Source organism: Bacillus weihaiensis (assembly GCF_001889165.1).
Classification (GTDB): domain Bacteria; phylum Bacillota; class Bacilli; order Bacillales; family Bacillaceae; genus Metabacillus; species Metabacillus weihaiensis.
Genome location: NZ_CP016020.1, coordinates 3,173,753 through 3,188,812, shown reverse-complemented (window position 1 = coordinate 3,188,812; position 15,060 = coordinate 3,173,753). Strand labels below are relative to the sequence as shown.

12 protein-coding genes are annotated in these 15,060 nt (G+C 37.2%); 7 read left to right on the top strand and 5 right to left on the bottom strand.

The genetic code is table 11. The features are described from left to right. The first annotated feature begins 13 nt into the window (after positions 1–13). Positions 14–1,345 (top strand): ABC transporter permease, encoded by a 1,332-nt coding sequence (locus A9C19_RS15430; RefSeq protein ID WP_072580765.1) that lies wholly within the window; start codon positions 14–16, stop codon positions 1,343–1,345. A gap of 123 nt (positions 1,346–1,468) precedes the next feature. After that, positions 1,469–1,828, top strand: coding sequence for a YisL family protein (locus A9C19_RS15425; protein ID WP_072580764.1), 360 nt, complete (start codon positions 1,469–1,471; stop codon positions 1,826–1,828). 170 nt (positions 1,829–1,998) lie between these two features. Here the strand turns inward: A9C19_RS15425 and A9C19_RS15420 are convergent, their stop codons facing one another. After that, entirely contained in the window at positions 1,999–2,559 is a 561-nt protein-coding gene (locus tag A9C19_RS15420) for a DUF2777 family protein (protein ID WP_072580763.1), read from the bottom strand. Positions 2,560–2,761: 202 nt separating this feature from the next. On the opposite strand from A9C19_RS15420, the gene asnB reads away from it, so the two are divergent. The 4 genes from asnB to A9C19_RS15400 all read left to right on the top strand — a co-directional run bounded on the left by asnB (position 2,762) and on the right by A9C19_RS15400 (position 9,369). Then, complete coding sequence (gene asnB, locus A9C19_RS15415; protein WP_072580762.1) at positions 2,762–4,612, top strand: asparagine synthase (glutamine-hydrolyzing); 1,851 nt, start codon at positions 2,762–2,764, stop codon at positions 4,610–4,612. Between the two features lie 946 nt (positions 4,613–5,558). Then, positions 5,559–7,073 (top strand): phytoene desaturase family protein, encoded by a 1,515-nt coding sequence (locus A9C19_RS15410; RefSeq protein WP_233499294.1) that lies wholly within the window; start codon positions 5,559–5,561, stop codon positions 7,071–7,073. Further along, positions 7,070–8,536 (top strand): phytoene desaturase family protein, encoded by a 1,467-nt coding sequence (locus tag A9C19_RS15405; RefSeq protein ID WP_072580761.1) that lies wholly within the window; start codon positions 7,070–7,072, stop codon positions 8,534–8,536. Before A9C19_RS15410 ends, A9C19_RS15405 begins: the two co-directional genes overlap by 4 nt. Beyond that, complete coding sequence (locus tag A9C19_RS15400) at positions 8,524–9,369, top strand: phytoene/squalene synthase family protein (protein WP_072580760.1); 846 nt, start codon at positions 8,524–8,526, stop codon at positions 9,367–9,369. The genes A9C19_RS15405 and A9C19_RS15400 overlap by 13 nt, the downstream gene beginning before the upstream one ends. Positions 9,370–9,450: 81 nt before the next feature. On the opposite strand, the gene A9C19_RS15395 is transcribed toward A9C19_RS15400, so the two are convergent. The 4 genes from A9C19_RS15395 to A9C19_RS15380 all read right to left on the bottom strand — a co-directional run bounded on the left by A9C19_RS15395 (position 9,451) and on the right by A9C19_RS15380 (position 14,020). After that, a complete protein-coding gene (locus A9C19_RS15395; RefSeq protein ID WP_072580759.1) occupies positions 9,451–10,923 on the bottom strand; it encodes a phytoene desaturase family protein in 1,473 nt (490 codons plus the stop codon). Positions 10,924–10,943: 20 nt separating this feature from the next. Next, the gene (locus A9C19_RS15390) at positions 10,944–11,606 is read right to left on the bottom strand and encodes a lysophospholipid acyltransferase family protein (RefSeq protein WP_233499189.1); all 663 of its coding nucleotides are present in this window, start codon (positions 11,604–11,606) and stop codon (positions 10,944–10,946) included. Beyond that, entirely contained in the window at positions 11,606–12,367 is a 762-nt protein-coding gene (locus A9C19_RS15385; RefSeq protein ID WP_072580757.1) for a carotenoid biosynthesis protein, read from the bottom strand. Before A9C19_RS15385 ends, A9C19_RS15390 begins: the two co-directional genes overlap by 1 nt. A gap of 288 nt (positions 12,368–12,655) precedes the next feature. Beyond that, positions 12,656–14,020 (bottom strand): MATE family efflux transporter, encoded by a 1,365-nt coding sequence (locus A9C19_RS15380; protein WP_072580756.1) that lies wholly within the window; start codon positions 14,018–14,020, stop codon positions 12,656–12,658. 121 nt (positions 14,021–14,141) lie between these two features. Between A9C19_RS15380 and A9C19_RS15375 the strand changes: the two genes are divergently transcribed. Continuing rightward, positions 14,142–15,014, top strand: coding sequence for a helix-turn-helix transcriptional regulator (locus A9C19_RS15375; RefSeq protein ID WP_072580755.1), 873 nt, complete (start codon positions 14,142–14,144; stop codon positions 15,012–15,014). Positions 15,015–15,060 lie beyond the last annotated feature (46 nt).

The window sequence follows — 15,060 nt, the reverse complement described above, 5'->3', positions numbered from 1 at the left end:
GAGTTCATATACTATGCAATGGTGGGCAATTGCTAAAAAGGATTTACGAATTATGCTCAAGGATCCAGGAGCAATCGTTGTGTTGTTTTTGCTACCGTTAATGCTCATAACAGTCATGAGCTTTGCATTAATGCCGGTCTTTAATGGTGGTGGAGATGACGTTATTACTTTGCCAATAGTTGATGATGACCAGACCGATCAATCTAAGACGTTTGTTACGTTACTTGAGGAAACAGAAGGCATTGAGGTGATTTCTTTAGAGCAGGCTGATGAAGTGATAAAGCAAGTAAGTAATGGGGAGTATGCATATGCTTTAGTCATTCCTAAAGATTTCGGGACCAATATGAGGAACGGTGAAAAAATAGAGTTGCTTTCATACGAAGACCCTGCACAAGCTAATATGAGCTCCATCATTGGAAAGGCTATTGAAGGAGTTGCCAGAGCCTACGAGATAGAATATATTGTGTCAAGAATGGTTGATCAGCAAATTGTGAAAATAAATGATTCAATGGAAGAAGAGATTCAAAAAGTAGGAGAAGCATACGAAAGGCAAATGGCTAGCTTACTTAGTCAATTAAACACTGAGAATAAAGACATACCTGCTTCTACAACTGTAGAGGAGGAAGGTAGTATACCAGATTTAACAGAGATGAAAGAAGAGTTAATTGGTTCAGCACAAGCCTCTTTTGATCAACCGAGTATTACAATTGATTCTTCCTCGGCATCTGGAAAAGAAGAGTGGACCCGACCTGATGCATTTCAGCAAAATGTACCAGGCTATACTGTGATGTATGCTTTTTTCATTATTATGTTTGCTGGAAGATCTTTTTTGAATGAAAGAAATGACGGGACGTTTAGACGTGTCCTATCTGCTCCGATAGCACGTTGGCAGTTATTTATTGGGAAGATGCTCCCTAATTACTTTATAGGCCTAGCTCAAGTTGTCGTGCTATTTGCTTTCGGTCATTATGTATTTGATATGTCACTAGGCACTTCCTTCCTAGGTTTAGCGTTAGTATCCTTAACTCTTGTCTGGGCTAGTTCTTGCTTAGGTATGTTGATTGCAGCGTTATTTAAAACAGATTCGCAAATATCTGGCTGGTCGGTTTTACTTGCTCTCACGTTGGCTGCTTTAGGCGGGACAATGGTTCCTTTATTTATCATGCCAGATGTTATGCAGCAAATAGCTCTCATTACTCCTCATGCATGGGCGCTGAACGGTTATCAGGATCTATTAGTACGAGGTTTAGGTGTAGAGGCAGTATTGGGTAATGCCCTTGCTTTGTTTGGATTTGGTGCTAGCTTTTTACTTGTTGCCCTATGGAAGATGAAGGATGAAAGATAGATACCAAAGGATTTATTTCAAAAAATAGACACAAGCCTCTTTCAATTTGCATCACATACATTAAGTTTTTTTCAGAATCATGCTAAAATAAGGGTTGTTCGAAAGATTGAAGGAGGAAATTAGATGGTACATGCACACATTACGTCTTGGGCTTTAGGCATTATTCTTTTCTTCGTTGCTTTTTCACTTTTTAAGTCAGGAAAAGAAAAGCCGTTTAAAATTGTCCACATGGTATTACGTTTAGTTTATGTGTTAATTGTTATTACAGGTATTGTTGTTGTTACAGGTGTTTCTCAATTAAGCGCTGAATACATTGCAAAAATTGTTCTTGGAATTTGGACAATTGGCGCAATGGAAATGGTACTTGTTCGTTCGAAAAAAGGAAAGCCAACGAGAGTATTCTGGATTCAATTTATCGTTGTCTTAATCGTAACGATTTTATTAGGAGTTAGACTTCCATTAGGTCTTTGGAGTATGTATTAATTTCTATCGAAAGAGGCCACTATTTTAGATGCATTCTAAAATAGTGGCCTCTTTTTTACGTTTTTTTTTGCTAGCGTGCAAAAAAATGTTAGGACCTATTCACCTCGACAGAAGGCCAAAGCCTCTCAATAAGATGCTTGCGCTTTGCTACTGTCGAATCGTAAGAATGCCTAATAGAAGCAAGTCAAAAGACGTCTCTCTCCTAGGCTAGTTGTCATCTCAATGCGATCTGACGAGTGCACTCCACGTGCAAAATGATGTTGAATCGCACAGATTGAATCCTCATTATCGAATTGATAAAAGGAGACCCCTTTTTTATGTACTTGGTTCCCCATAAATATAAGCTGGTTGTAGGAATAAATACAATCAAATGGAGAAAAGGACAGTGCGTTTAATTGTTTAATGAGCTTTAGAAAGGTGTCATCTGGAAGCTCCTTTAACATCTCATCTAAAGCAAGTGGGAGTTTTTTTCTCATACGAACAGTGTCTCCACTGTTTAATGAAAACATGCCCATATCTGTTTTTACCTTTCCAAGACCCAGCCATTTTCCAGACTTCCATCCATTAGGGCTAAGAATTTCAAGGCGTGTCTCATTAATTTCCTCTAATAAATGTAGTTCATCGTTCATATCATCATAAATGACATACTGGTTATTTGTAATATCAACAAAACCAGTAATGTAGGAACGTTTTTGTTTTAACAAAAGATCCATACGTTTGTAGCGACTCATGCTGCTTTTACCTCCAGAACTGAATATGTAAAATTGGGTTTACCATCGTTTTTGACAAAATTACATGGTTTTATGCATGGAAAGTTTCTGTGGACAACACAACATTTAGAAAAGCTGGGCATACAATGCCTAAAGCTAATAGAAAGATAGATGAGGGTTACTGTGTAGGAACGCATACTTTTAACTAGGGGATGATGAAGAAATGTGTGGAATTACAGGCTGGGTAGATTTCAAACAAACAATTAAATCTAAACAAACAACCATTACAAAAATGGCCGAAACCTTAGCAAAAAGAGGTCCTGATGATACGAATATTTGGGCGGATAATCATGTGTTATTTGGGCATAAACGCTTAGTTGTAGTCGATCCTACTGGCGGTGTTCAACCAATGACCCGAACAAAAGACGAGAATACGTATACAATTTGTTACAATGGTGAGCTGTATAATACTGAAGATATACGAAAAGAGCTTCTTTCAAGAGGATATACTTTTAAAGGGCATTCTGATACTGAGGTGCTGTTGCATTCATATATGGAATGGGAAGAGGAGTGTGTACATCATTTAAATGGTATCTTTGCTTTTGCTGTTTGGGACGCAAAAAAAGAAAAGCTATTCATTGGAAGAGACCGTTTAGGTGTAAAGCCATTATTCTTTAAAGAAGAAAATGGCTCGCTTCTTTTTGGGTCAGAGCTAAAGGCAATTCTTGCACATCCATCTGTATCAGCTGTTTTAGATAAAAATGGACTCTCTGAAATTTTTGGAGTTGGACCATCAAGAACACCTGGAGTAGGCGTATTTAAAGGAATAGATGAGTTAAGACCAGCACATGCAATGACGTATACAAAATCAGGTTTAAAGAAATGGCGCTATTGGGATGTAGAAAGCAAACAGCATGAAGATTCACTTGAAGAAACAGCAGAAAATGTTCGCTATTTATTTAAGGATGCTGTTACGAGACAGCTTGTATCAGATGTTCCATTATGTACCTTCTTATCTGGTGGGGTCGATTCCAGTGCGATTACAGCAATCGCTGCAGAGCATTATCAGAAGGAAGGGAAAGGTCAGCTTCATACGTACTCCATTGATTATGAAGATAACGAAAAATATTTTAAAGCAAATGAATTTCAACCAAACTCAGATGGTCCGTGGATTCAAAAAATGAGTGAAGAATTTAATACGAATCATCATCGCAGTGTGATAACCCAGCAAGAGCTAGTAGATCATTTAATTGAAGCAACCTCTGTCCGTGATTTACCAGGAATGGCCGATGTTGATTCCTCGTTACTTTGGTTTTGCCGTGAGATTAAGAAGGACTTCGTTGTAGGATTATCTGGGGAATGTGCGGATGAAATCTTTGGAGGCTATCCATGGTTTCACCGTCCTGAGGATTTGGCTAGCACTGCCTTTCCGTGGATGAGATCAACAGATGAACGGATCAGTCTCTTAAAGCCACAGTGGCAGGATAAATTAAAGCTAGATGAATATGTGCAGGCAAGATATCAAGATACGGTTAATGAGACTCCGATTCTTGATGGTGAATCAGAGCTAGAAACGCAAAGGAGACAGTTGTTTTACTTAAATATGCATTGGTTTATGACCAACTTATTAGATCGCAAAGATCGTATGAGTATGGGGGCGAGCTTAGAGGTACGTGTACCATTCGCTGATCACCGACTAGTTGAATATGTGTGGAATATTCCGTGGGAGATGAAGATGCACGGAAATCGAGAAAAAGGTATTTTGCGAAAAGCACTTGAAGGAATCCTACCAAATGAAGTGCTTTATCGTAAAAAAAGTCCTTATCCTAAAACGCATAATCCTGAATATACAAGACTTGTGAAAAATTGGTTATCATCACTTGTTAGTCAAAAGGATTCAATCTTACATGAATTATTAAATGAACAAAAGCTAAACGATATTATTGAGACAGAAGGGCGAGCATTCCAGGTCCCTTGGTTCGGTCAGTTAATGTCAGGTCCACAGCTTCTTGCTCACCTTGCACAAATTCATGTATGGTTTGAAACCTATTCAATTAATATAGATGAGAGATAAAAAGAATAAAATAACATTCAGTTAAATCGTTTTTGAAATACCAAGGAAGCTAGAAATCACTTTATAGAGAGAACAACCTTGTATCATGGGGAAAATCCGTAACTTAGTTTTTAGATAAGCAACAATCTATGCGAATACAGCCTTAATTAAAAACCCAAACTAGTACGATATTCTCAATTTGGATCTCGTAAACTAGTTAGGGTTTTTATTTTGGTTACATTCTAGAGATGATTGTTGGTCTAGAAAGTCTACAACGAAATCTATACAGAAATGATGGTGTTTAATGGGTATGTATGTTCTTTTCTCCGTGTCTACTACAGATCTCAGTCTATTAGAATCTCTAAAATATGATCTAAACTGTTTGTATTTTCGTTATTTCTTATAGACTAGCAAATCACCATCTTCTTCTTAGAAGAAACTGTCCTATGATGAATATCAGTTCTTGTTTTTTTGTGTAAAACCTTCTTACTGGACTGATTCAAAATGTCTGGCTCTATTAAACGTAATTGTTACTATCCGTTACGGGTATTTGCTGTTTATTCATATATGAGCAAATACTTTTGAACGTTGGACATGATTTAATATGAATAGGTAAGGGAATGGACATATAATCGAGATCTTTTACATATAGGGGAGTATACAACGATTTTTTAAAGGAAAGGTGATAGATCATACTTTTAATAAGGCTGTATTCGTAAACTTTGATGCTTTAAGTCATTTGAAGAAAACAGCGTTGAATAAAGACTAGTGGCATCTTTTCTTCTTAGAAATTATACCTTACTTATCATTCATACCCTGTTGCTTAGCAACAATCTGTCAGAAAAGAGCCTTTAGTAAAGAGTTGAACATAGTAATGAGGTATAAATATTTGAGTTTTATAGGTTTACTATGTATAATGTTTGTATAATAAATGTACAATTTATGGAGGGCATACATCGTGAAAAAAATGATTGTCATTGGAGCTGGTCCAGGTGGATTAGCTGCTGCAATGATGTTAGCAAGTAAGGGCTATAAAGTGGACTTGTTCGAAAAGCAGGGATATATCGGTGGACGAAATGCGTCTATTAAGCTAGACGGCTATACGTTTGATATGGGACCAACTTTTTTAAGTATGATTCATATTGCAGAGGAGATTTTTCAAGCGTCGGGCAAGAATCTTCATGAGTATGTTGACCTCATAGAACTGCAGGAAATGTACCAGTTAATTTTCGATGATGCTACCATTCATATGACACGAGATGAACAAGAAATGATCCGTCGCTTAAATGAACTTTCACCTGGAGAAGGGGAAGGATATAAACGATTTATGGACGAAACAAGAAAGAAAATGAATGCTTTAACCCCCATCCTTCAAAGTAAGATGGATCGTTTTCATCATTATCTTAGATGGAGAGTCCTTAAGGCTATTCCGCAATTGACCGTGTCAAAAAGCTTATATGAAGTACTCTCCAGCTATTTCAGTGATGAACGAATAAAGCTTTCGTTTACGTTTCAATCCAAATACTTAGGAATGTCACCTTGGGAATGCCCGGGAGCCTTTTCCATTCTGTCTTACATGGAGCATGAGTATGGTATCTTTCATCCGAAGGGCGGAGTGAATCAACTATCAAAGGCAATGGCTACTGCTTTTGAAGAACTCGGTGGTACTATTCATTTAAATAAAGGTGTGAAGAAATTACTTCTTGATGGCAAAAAGGTCAAAGGGGTTAAGCTTGAGAATGGGGAAGAAGTCTTTTCTGATGAAGTGGTTATTAATGGAGATTTTGCCCATGCAATGAATACACTTGTTGACGATGGAGTGCTTAAGAAATATTCAAAAAAGAGATTGAAGAAGAAGAAATACTCTTGCTCAACCTTCATGATTTATTTGGGATTAGATAAACAATATGACCTTCCTCATCACACAATTGTTTTTGCAAAGGATTATAAACAAAATGTAGAGGAAATAACGAAAACCTTCACAATGCCAGAGGATCCTTCCATCTATATTCAAAATGCGAGTGTAACCGATGATTCACTAGCACCTGAAGGACACTCTGCACTTTACATCCTTGCTCCAGTTCCGAGTAACTTTAGCAAGATTGATTGGGAAGAACAGAAGCAGGAGTTTAGAGATCTAGTTATAAAAACAATTGAAGAAAAAACAGCGTATAAAGACTTGGAGAAGCATATTCAAGTAGAAAAAATGATTACACCAAAAAACTGGGAAGAAGATCTTTTTGTCTATGAGGGAGCAACCTTTAATTTGGGGCATCAGTTAACACAAATGATGGTGCTAAGACCACATAATGAATTTGAAGAATTAAAGAACTGTTGGTTAGTTGGTGGAGGTACACACCCAGGTAGCGGTCTTCCAACCATTCTTGAATCAGCTCGGATTACAACTGAGGCTATGGAAAAGCTTCACCATTCAAAACCAACGACCGTTAAGCTGCCAGTAGAATGGAGGGATGCTAAATGAAGACAGTAATTGTTGGTGGAGGCATTGGTGGACTGGTATCAGCGCTCCTCCTTAATCAAAAGGGATATGATGTGACGATTCTTGAAAAAAGTAATCAATTAGGTGGCAGGCTGGCATTTGTAAGAGAAGGAGAGTATAAGATTGATGAAGGACCAACTATTGTTCTTCTCCCACATATGTTAACAAGTATTCTCGAAGAAGCAGGGGTACCCTCGGACGCTTTTGAACTTATACAGATTGATCCTTTATATTCTATACATTTTAAAGATGGAACTTCCTATGAAAAATACTCAGACATAGAAAAGCAAATCGCAGAAATAGAGCGACTTTATCCTAAAGATAAGCAAGGATTCTTACGATTTATGAAGGATATGAATGTTCGATTTGATAAGGGAATGGATGCTTTTATAAAGAGGACATTTATTAAAAGACGTGATTTCTGGACAAAAAATAACGTAAAGACCCTTATGAAATTAAAAGCCTATCGAACTGTCTATCAATCTTTAAAAGCTTATTTTCAAGAAGAAAACATGAGATTAGCCTATTCTCTCCAATCATTATATATTGGTGGTAATCCTTATGAATCGCCAGCACTTTATTCATTAGTCTCATTCAGTGAACACCAGCATGGAATATATTATCTAAAAGGCGGGTATGCAAGCTTAGTCGAGGTGTTACAAACAGAAATAGAGCGTCGTGGCATTCAGGTTCGGCTAGATACTGAAGTGACTTCTCTCACTTATTCCGGGTCTAAAGCGACAGGACTTAATGGGAAGGATGAATGGATTGAAGCTGAATCAATTATCTTGAATGGAGATTTTCCGGTTATTGAAAAGCTACTACAGGAAAAGAAGAATACACAACGGAAATATACACCTTCCTCTAGCTGTGTGATGCTTTATTTTGGCTTAGATAAAATTTATCAGGATACACCTGTGCATCAATTTTTTATGAGTAGTGATTTTGAAAACCATATGAGGGAAATATTCGAAAAGAAAATAGTTCCTACTGATCCTTCCTTTTACTCATTCCATCCTTCAGTCATTGATCCAAGTCTAGCACCAGAAGGAAAAGGAGTTTTATATACATTAGTTCCGGTACCATCGGGTACTCATATTGATTGGTCGAAGGAACATGAGTTTATTGAGGATATTGTCGAGGAGCTAGAAAAAAGAGGCTATCCGAACTTAAGAGACCATATTGTGTGGCAAAAAGTTAGAACTCCGAATGATTCGGTGCAAGATGGTTTATTTGAAGGAGGAAGCTTTGGGATTGCCCCCATTCTTTTTCAATCTGGTGTGTTTCGTCCTCAAGCAAAGCCATCGCAGTATGAAAATGTATACGCGGTAGGTGCATCGATCCATCCTGGTGGTGGAATTCCGATTGTTATGCAAGGCGCTAAGATGATGGTCGATACTTTACTTCGTGATACAGAAGAGGAGGAGAGAAAATGCTTGATGTAGAAACAGCTTATTTACAATGTGAACAAGTAATTAAGCAACACTCAAAAACGTTTTTCAAAGCGTTCTCCCTATTGCCAAAAGATAAAAAACAGGCTGTATGGGCTGTGTATGCATTTTGCCGAATTGTCGATGATATTGTCGATGAAGGGCATGCCCCTCATGTGGAGCTACAACAATTTGAAATGAACTTTAAGAAATTCCTAAAAGGCAGTATTCCACATGATGCTCATGAATTCATGTGGATTGCGTTGAAAGATGCTTTTAAGAAGTATCAATTAGAGGAAGCGGCATTTTTTGATATGATAAAGGGGCAACGAATGGATTTGGTGAAAACAAAATACTATTCAATGGATGAGGTAGTTACCTATTCATATCATGTAGCCAGCTCGGTCGGATTAATGCTATTACCAATTTTGGCTCCGGATAAAGTGAATGAACTTCGTGAAGGGGCAATTGCACTGGGGCTTGGCATGCAAATAACGAATATACTAAGAGATGTAGGGGAAGATTTAGATCGAGATCGAATGTATCTACCAAAAGAATTAATGGATCGTTATCAATATCATGTGAGAGATTTAGAGATGGCTGTTATTAACCCAGCGTTTATTACTCTTTGGGAGCACATGGCCCAAGAGGCAGAAGGATATTACTTAAAAGCACTTGAAACGATGCATTATTATCCGTTATCAGCACGAACACCAGTAAAAGCTTCAGCGCTCTTATATCGTGAAATTTTAACCATTATCCGCAAAAAGAACTATCAAGTGTTTACTGAGAAACAGTTTGTCACGAATGAAGAAAAATCGATGATCCTAGAGAGTATATCAGGATAGGAGATTGTTAGAAATCAAAAACAGCATCTCATGAAAGAATTGAGCTGCTGTTTTTTGATTGATCTACCTAGGAAATGGCTCTCATAACCGATTACCCAATGCATGTGCCACATTTAATCCACTAATAACAACCATCGGTGATCCGCCTCCTGGATGAGTGCTTCCACCTACAAATGATAAATTCACTATATCTTTCGCGAAATTACTAGGTCGTAAAAAGGCGTCAATTTTTTTGTTACTGGCAAGTCCGTAGAGGGCTCCACGATAGGCACCGAATTTTTCCTCAATATCTTTAGGTGTAATGACTTTTTCTTCTACTAAAAAGTCTCGTATCTGCACACCCCTTTTTTCTAATTGATCATAAATCATCTGTTTGTAAGCTTCAGGGTCTACCCCTAATTCACCATCTTGATGTAGTGCAGGTGCATTCACAAGAATAAATAAATTATCTCCATCAGGTGACTGGCTCTGATCTGTATAGGAACTATTACTAATATAGATCGTTGGCTCCCAGCTATAACTTCCAGATTGAAAGAGGTCATTAAATTCTTTTTCATAATCACGTGAGAAGAAGACATTATGATGAAGAAGCCCTTTATTTCTATGCGATAAACCAGCTAGGATTACAAATGCGGATATCGATGGTTGATACTTGTCCCGCTTTTTATTTGTAAAGTGAGGGCGGTTATCTTCATGTATTAGTTCTGGATATGCTTTTAGCAAATCTGCGTTCATCACCACCTCATCGAATGCAGCTGTTTTTGCATCATTTAGGACAAGTGATGTGATTTTTTTATTTGTTACATTCATTTTCGTTACTTTTGTATTGAGATGAATAGTAATACCTAACTTTCTTGCTACTTTTTCATAGGCTTTAGCTAACTGGACATTTCCTCCTTCTATATAATAAACCCCTTGAACAAGCTCTAAATAAGCAATCATTGCAAATGTTGCTGGACTTACATATGGAGAAGAGCCAATGTATGTAGCATATCTTGAGAAGGCTTCAAGTACTTCTTTCTTCTGGAAATACCTTGAAAAGAAATGGTAAAGAGATTCATAAGGCCTTACTTGTAAAAGAGCCTTCCCTAGCGTTGGGGACAGATAATCTGTATAGGATTGAAACGTTTTATAAAAGAAGTGCTTTTCTGATAGTGTGTAAAGCCTTGTAATTTCTTTAATGAATGAATCATAATGTGCTTCTCCGAAAGAATCAAGCTCTACTAATTGGTTTTTCATCAATGACCGGTCGCTCGTGAAATCGAAGTGGCTACCGTCTGCAAACGAATTTCTTGTATGCACATTCAGTTTTTTAAAGGTTACATAGTCATCTGGATTTTCTGAAGCAAGTGCAAAAACCTGTTTAAATACATCTGGCATCGTAATGGTATTTGGACCAAAATCAAATTTATGTGTCCCAAGCTCATACGGCATTAATTTTCCACCACAATGATTGTTCTTTTCAAATAGTTCAACAGAATAGCCTTTTGTTGCTAATGAGATAGCAGCAGATAAGCCGCCAAGCCCAGCTCCAATAACGGCAACTTTTTTCATATTTTCCATTCCTAACGTTCTTAAAGTATTGGGTGAAAAGAGTCGACTTTTTCGTTAATCACTAATTCTCTAAGTTTATCAAGCTGTAACGTATACATTCTTTCTAAAGCAGTATTTTTATCTTTTCGTTTATTCCCTTGTAATTGATCATAGTATATAGGTTCACCAATATGGATATAGACTTCAGGATTTTTTACATGACCAAAGCTATAATAAAAACAGATCGGGAGGAGGGGGATCTGCTTATATTTTTCAATTAAGGAAATACTTCCTGGTAAAAACTGCAAGGGGCGTTTTTCTAAATGAAACTCATCCCCCTGTGGAAATAGACCGACAGTTTTCCCCTCTTGTAGTAGTTTCCCACTATAAGATAGGGAGCGAATGATATCTCTTGGTTTAGCTCGATTAACGGAGAAGGCACCAAGCTTCCTAAAAAAAGGGTACTCTGTTATCCCCTTTTCATGCATCATGACATATAAATCCTTATGTAAGACATGACGGTTTAAGTGAAAGAGAACCAATGCATCCCACCAAGAGCTATGATTTATACAAAAAACAGCTTGTGATGGTAAAGGGATAGCTGATGATGAAGATAAGTAAATTGTGTGAAAATGTTTTTTTAGTAATCTATGATTATAAAGGTCAAACAAGGCTTCAAACCAAGCTCGTTTAGTTGCTTCCATCACGCTGGAGTTCCCTCATTTCGGTTTCGAATATAGAAAAACAGGGTGAGTAATGCGAGGGAACCTGTTAATAAGACCGCTAACCATAAAGTGTGAATGGCGGCTAGTAAGACAAACATAGCTAATACAAGAAAGTAAACGAGAACCATTCGTGAATGCCATTTTGAGTAAACGATGGGTTGTTTCATTGTTACTAGATAAATAACAGAATGGATAAAGTAACCGACTACAAACCAGCCTATAAAGTTAGACATCGGGACGTTATAGTAAAAGCTTTCTGCATTCCAGACCCAATAATGCTTTACCTCGAAAGCGACAGGATCAATGATTAAGTCAATCAATACCGTTAATAAAGAAGCGACTATTGTAAAAGATAAGAAACGCGTTTCACCTATTATGACTTTCGTAATAGCGTGGGTACCAGCAATGACAAGCAGCCAAGCAAAGCCGATGGCAACAGGCACTCCTAAGATTTGAGGACCAAAATCACTCGTGTAATAATAATCTCCAAATAAGAGACCATATTCCACTCCAAGGTGCTCTGCGGCAATGGAAAAAAGAATCACAAATATGCTTATGGAAAAGCCCATCTTTCTGCCAAATGTGTGAGTGAAATAAATTCCTCCAATAGTACCGGCGAGTACTAAGAAAACAACATTTGCCCATTCAAGATATGGAGGAATAAGGTCAAAGGTTAATAAAACAACCCCGATGACATACCAAAGAACGAATAGTTTAAAAATGTTTTCATCAAGCTTCATATCGTACCTCCATTTCTACCAATGATTATAGGGGATGAGAGAATGTTTGTACAATTTATGTATGCTGATGATTTGGAAATTATGAAGAACAGCTTAGACTACTAGTAACCTATGTGGTGTTTACTTGATTATTGTTCTTGTTAATAGCAGTTTGGCACGTTTCTGGACAAAAAAAGAGCCAGGCACCCTCTGATACAATCTAATGTATACACTTAGATAAATCAGTGCGTACACATAGTTTGTCCGTTAAGGTGCCGGGCATTTCTGTCTGAGCCTCTCCTAAGTAGATTAACTAGCAGGTAAAGGCTTGCTAGTTGCAAATTGCTTTCTTTCCCAAATACGAGATTTCCATCTTGCTAGCATAATAATGCCTCTAAACCACTCATCGGCAATAAAGGCAACCCAAATACCTACTAAACCTAGCTCAAAATGAATTCCTAAAACATAGGCAATGGGGACACTAATACCCCACATTGATAAAATGCCCATATAGGTTGGGAATTTGATATCTCCTGCGGCACGTAAAGAGCTAATGATAATCATGTTAAATGCTCGACCAGGTTCAAGGATAATTGTAAATAGAATTAAGATGGCACCCGTTTCAAGTATTCTTTCATCTGTTGTGAAAATACCTAGTAATTGCTTAGAAAAGAGTGTGAAAATGATAGCCATAACTGTTGAGATTATGACACCAGCGTAGAGACTTGATAAACAACGTTTGTAGGCCGCGTCGTACTCTTTTGCTCCAATTAAATAGCCAATTAATATTTGAGTTCCCTGACTAACCGCTAAACTAAACAACAAGATGAGCATCATTAAGTTTTGGGTATAAATTTTCGTAGTTAGTGCATGTGTGCCAAGCATAGTAATGAAAACCGTAATCATCATTTGAGAAGTATTGTAGGAGAATTGTTCTCCTGCTGTTGGTACTCCAATTCGTAGGAGGTTTTTCAAATGGTGACCTGGTAAAGCAAAGATTTTCTTTAATGAGAGGGTGAAATGAACTCGACGCTTTAATATAACTAAGATGACAATTAATCCAACTATCCGAGACGTGACGGTCGAAATCGCAACACCCTGTACCCCTAAAACTGGAATACCAAATGGACCAAAAATAAAGAAATAGTTTCCGATAATGTTTAAGAGATTCATTCCGATTGTTAAATACATTGTATCCTTTGTGTAGCCGTAGCTTTTCAGTATGGCTCCAGCTGTCATAATGAGAGCTTGAATGAAAGAAAATCCTCCAACGACCTGTAAGTAAAACGTAGCTTCAGGTAGTAGTTCTTGAGGTATGTTCATCAAAAGCAATATATCTTCACTCGTAAGCACGATCACAACACTGATAATCAGGCTAAAGAGTAGGTTAGCTGATAAAGAAACGGATGAGATTTCTTTTGCATCTTTATAATTGTTAGCACCCAGATATTGAGCAACTAAAATCGTTGTGCCTGTGGCAATAAATCCAAACATGACGATGAGCAGGAATAAGATTTGATTTGAAACCCCTACAGCAGCTACTGAGTCATCTGAATATTGACTTAACATTAATGTATCAGCGTTCCCCATAAGCATGTGTAGCATAACCTCTATGAAAATAGGCCAAGTAAGTGCAAATAATGTGATTTTACGATCTTGTTTTGTTAACGACATTAGATCAGCTCCTCTTTAAAAACGTTAACAATCTCAACTTAGTTTACAGAGATTACGTTATAATAGAAAGAGAGCAAGTCGATAACTTTTGGAAATATCCGACCATAAGAGGTGATGTGTTTTGTCCTATATTGAATTCTTTGCCCCCCCTTTTCCTACCTTGATTAAGGGTGGTTACGCAATTTTTGAAAAGGGAAATAAGCATTTCCGTAGAGTTTTTAATGTCTTTGATTTAATTTATGTAAAAGAAGGTGAGCTGTTTTTAACCGAGGATGAACAAGCATACTCCATTCGAAAAGGACAATACATCATGTTGGTTCCAGGCTTTGAGCATTATGGTCATAAAGGCTGTAAGGTGAAGACAGAGTATATTTGGTTTCATTTTCTTATTCCGACTGAATATGACTTAACGGAGAGTGGATTGGAAAACTGGGCTGATATGAAAGTAACTGAAGGAGATTATGTCAAACCTTCACTTTACAGATTTTGCTTGCCTACTTATGGTGAAATTGAAAATCAAGTTTATATAGAGAACCTTTTTGAAGGGTTGATGGATATAGATGAACAAACACCGGATTTCCATTTGAGGCAGCAGCTCCTTTTTCAAGAATTTTTATTACATTTACAAAAGGAAGCTTGCAACATTCCTACGGCTGCTGAAAAAGTCGTAGAACAAACAATTGCTTATATTCAGTCTGCCTATAAAGAAGAAATGAAAATGGATGATCTGGCAAAAGCGATTCATTTTCATCCTGATTATATTACACGGTGCATGCAAAAAATTATTGGCATGACTCCAAACTTATATTTAAATAAACATCGTATGAATGTAGCAAAAAAATTATTAGCAACAACAGAAAGTAAAATTTCTTATATATCTCAAGAGGTTGGAATTGTTGATACAACCTATTTTTCGAAGCTATTTAAACGATTAGAGGGGTTAAGTCCTTTAGAATATCGAAAAGTCATTCATCGACGAAGGGGGAGAGAGTAAGAGAACTTCATAATAAAGATTTGACGATTTATAACAGAAAACGATA

Excerpts from the sequence above, each read along its gene's own strand:
- A9C19_RS15385 (WP_072580757.1), bottom strand. The coding sequence starts at position 12,367 with ATGAAGCTTGATGAAAACATTTTTAAACTATTCGTTCTTTGGTATGTC.
- A9C19_RS15390 (WP_233499189.1), bottom strand. The coding sequence starts at position 11,606 with ATGGAAGCAACTAAACGAGCTTGGTTTGAAGCCTTGTTTGACCTTTAT.
- A9C19_RS15410 (WP_233499294.1), top strand. The coding sequence starts at position 5,559 with ATGATTGTCATTGGAGCTGGTCCAGGTGGATTAGCTGCTGCAATGATG.
- A9C19_RS15380 (WP_072580756.1), bottom strand. The coding sequence starts at position 14,020 with ATGTCGTTAACAAAACAAGATCGTAAAATCACATTATTTGCACTTACT.
- A9C19_RS15400 (WP_072580760.1), top strand. The coding sequence starts at position 8,524 with ATGCTTGATGTAGAAACAGCTTATTTACAATGTGAACAAGTAATTAAG.
- A9C19_RS15420 (WP_072580763.1), bottom strand. The coding sequence starts at position 2,559 with ATGAGTCGCTACAAACGTATGGATCTTTTGTTAAAACAAAAACGTTCC.
- A9C19_RS15425 (WP_072580764.1), top strand. The coding sequence starts at position 1,469 with ATGGTACATGCACACATTACGTCTTGGGCTTTAGGCATTATTCTTTTC.
- A9C19_RS15430 (WP_072580765.1), top strand. The coding sequence starts at position 14 with ATGCAATGGTGGGCAATTGCTAAAAAGGATTTACGAATTATGCTCAAG.
- asnB (WP_072580762.1), top strand. The coding sequence starts at position 2,762 with ATGTGTGGAATTACAGGCTGGGTAGATTTCAAACAAACAATTAAATCT.
- A9C19_RS15405 (WP_072580761.1), top strand. The coding sequence starts at position 7,070 with ATGAAGACAGTAATTGTTGGTGGAGGCATTGGTGGACTGGTATCAGCG.
- A9C19_RS15395 (WP_072580759.1), bottom strand. The coding sequence starts at position 10,923 with ATGAAAAAAGTTGCCGTTATTGGAGCTGGGCTTGGCGGCTTATCTGCT.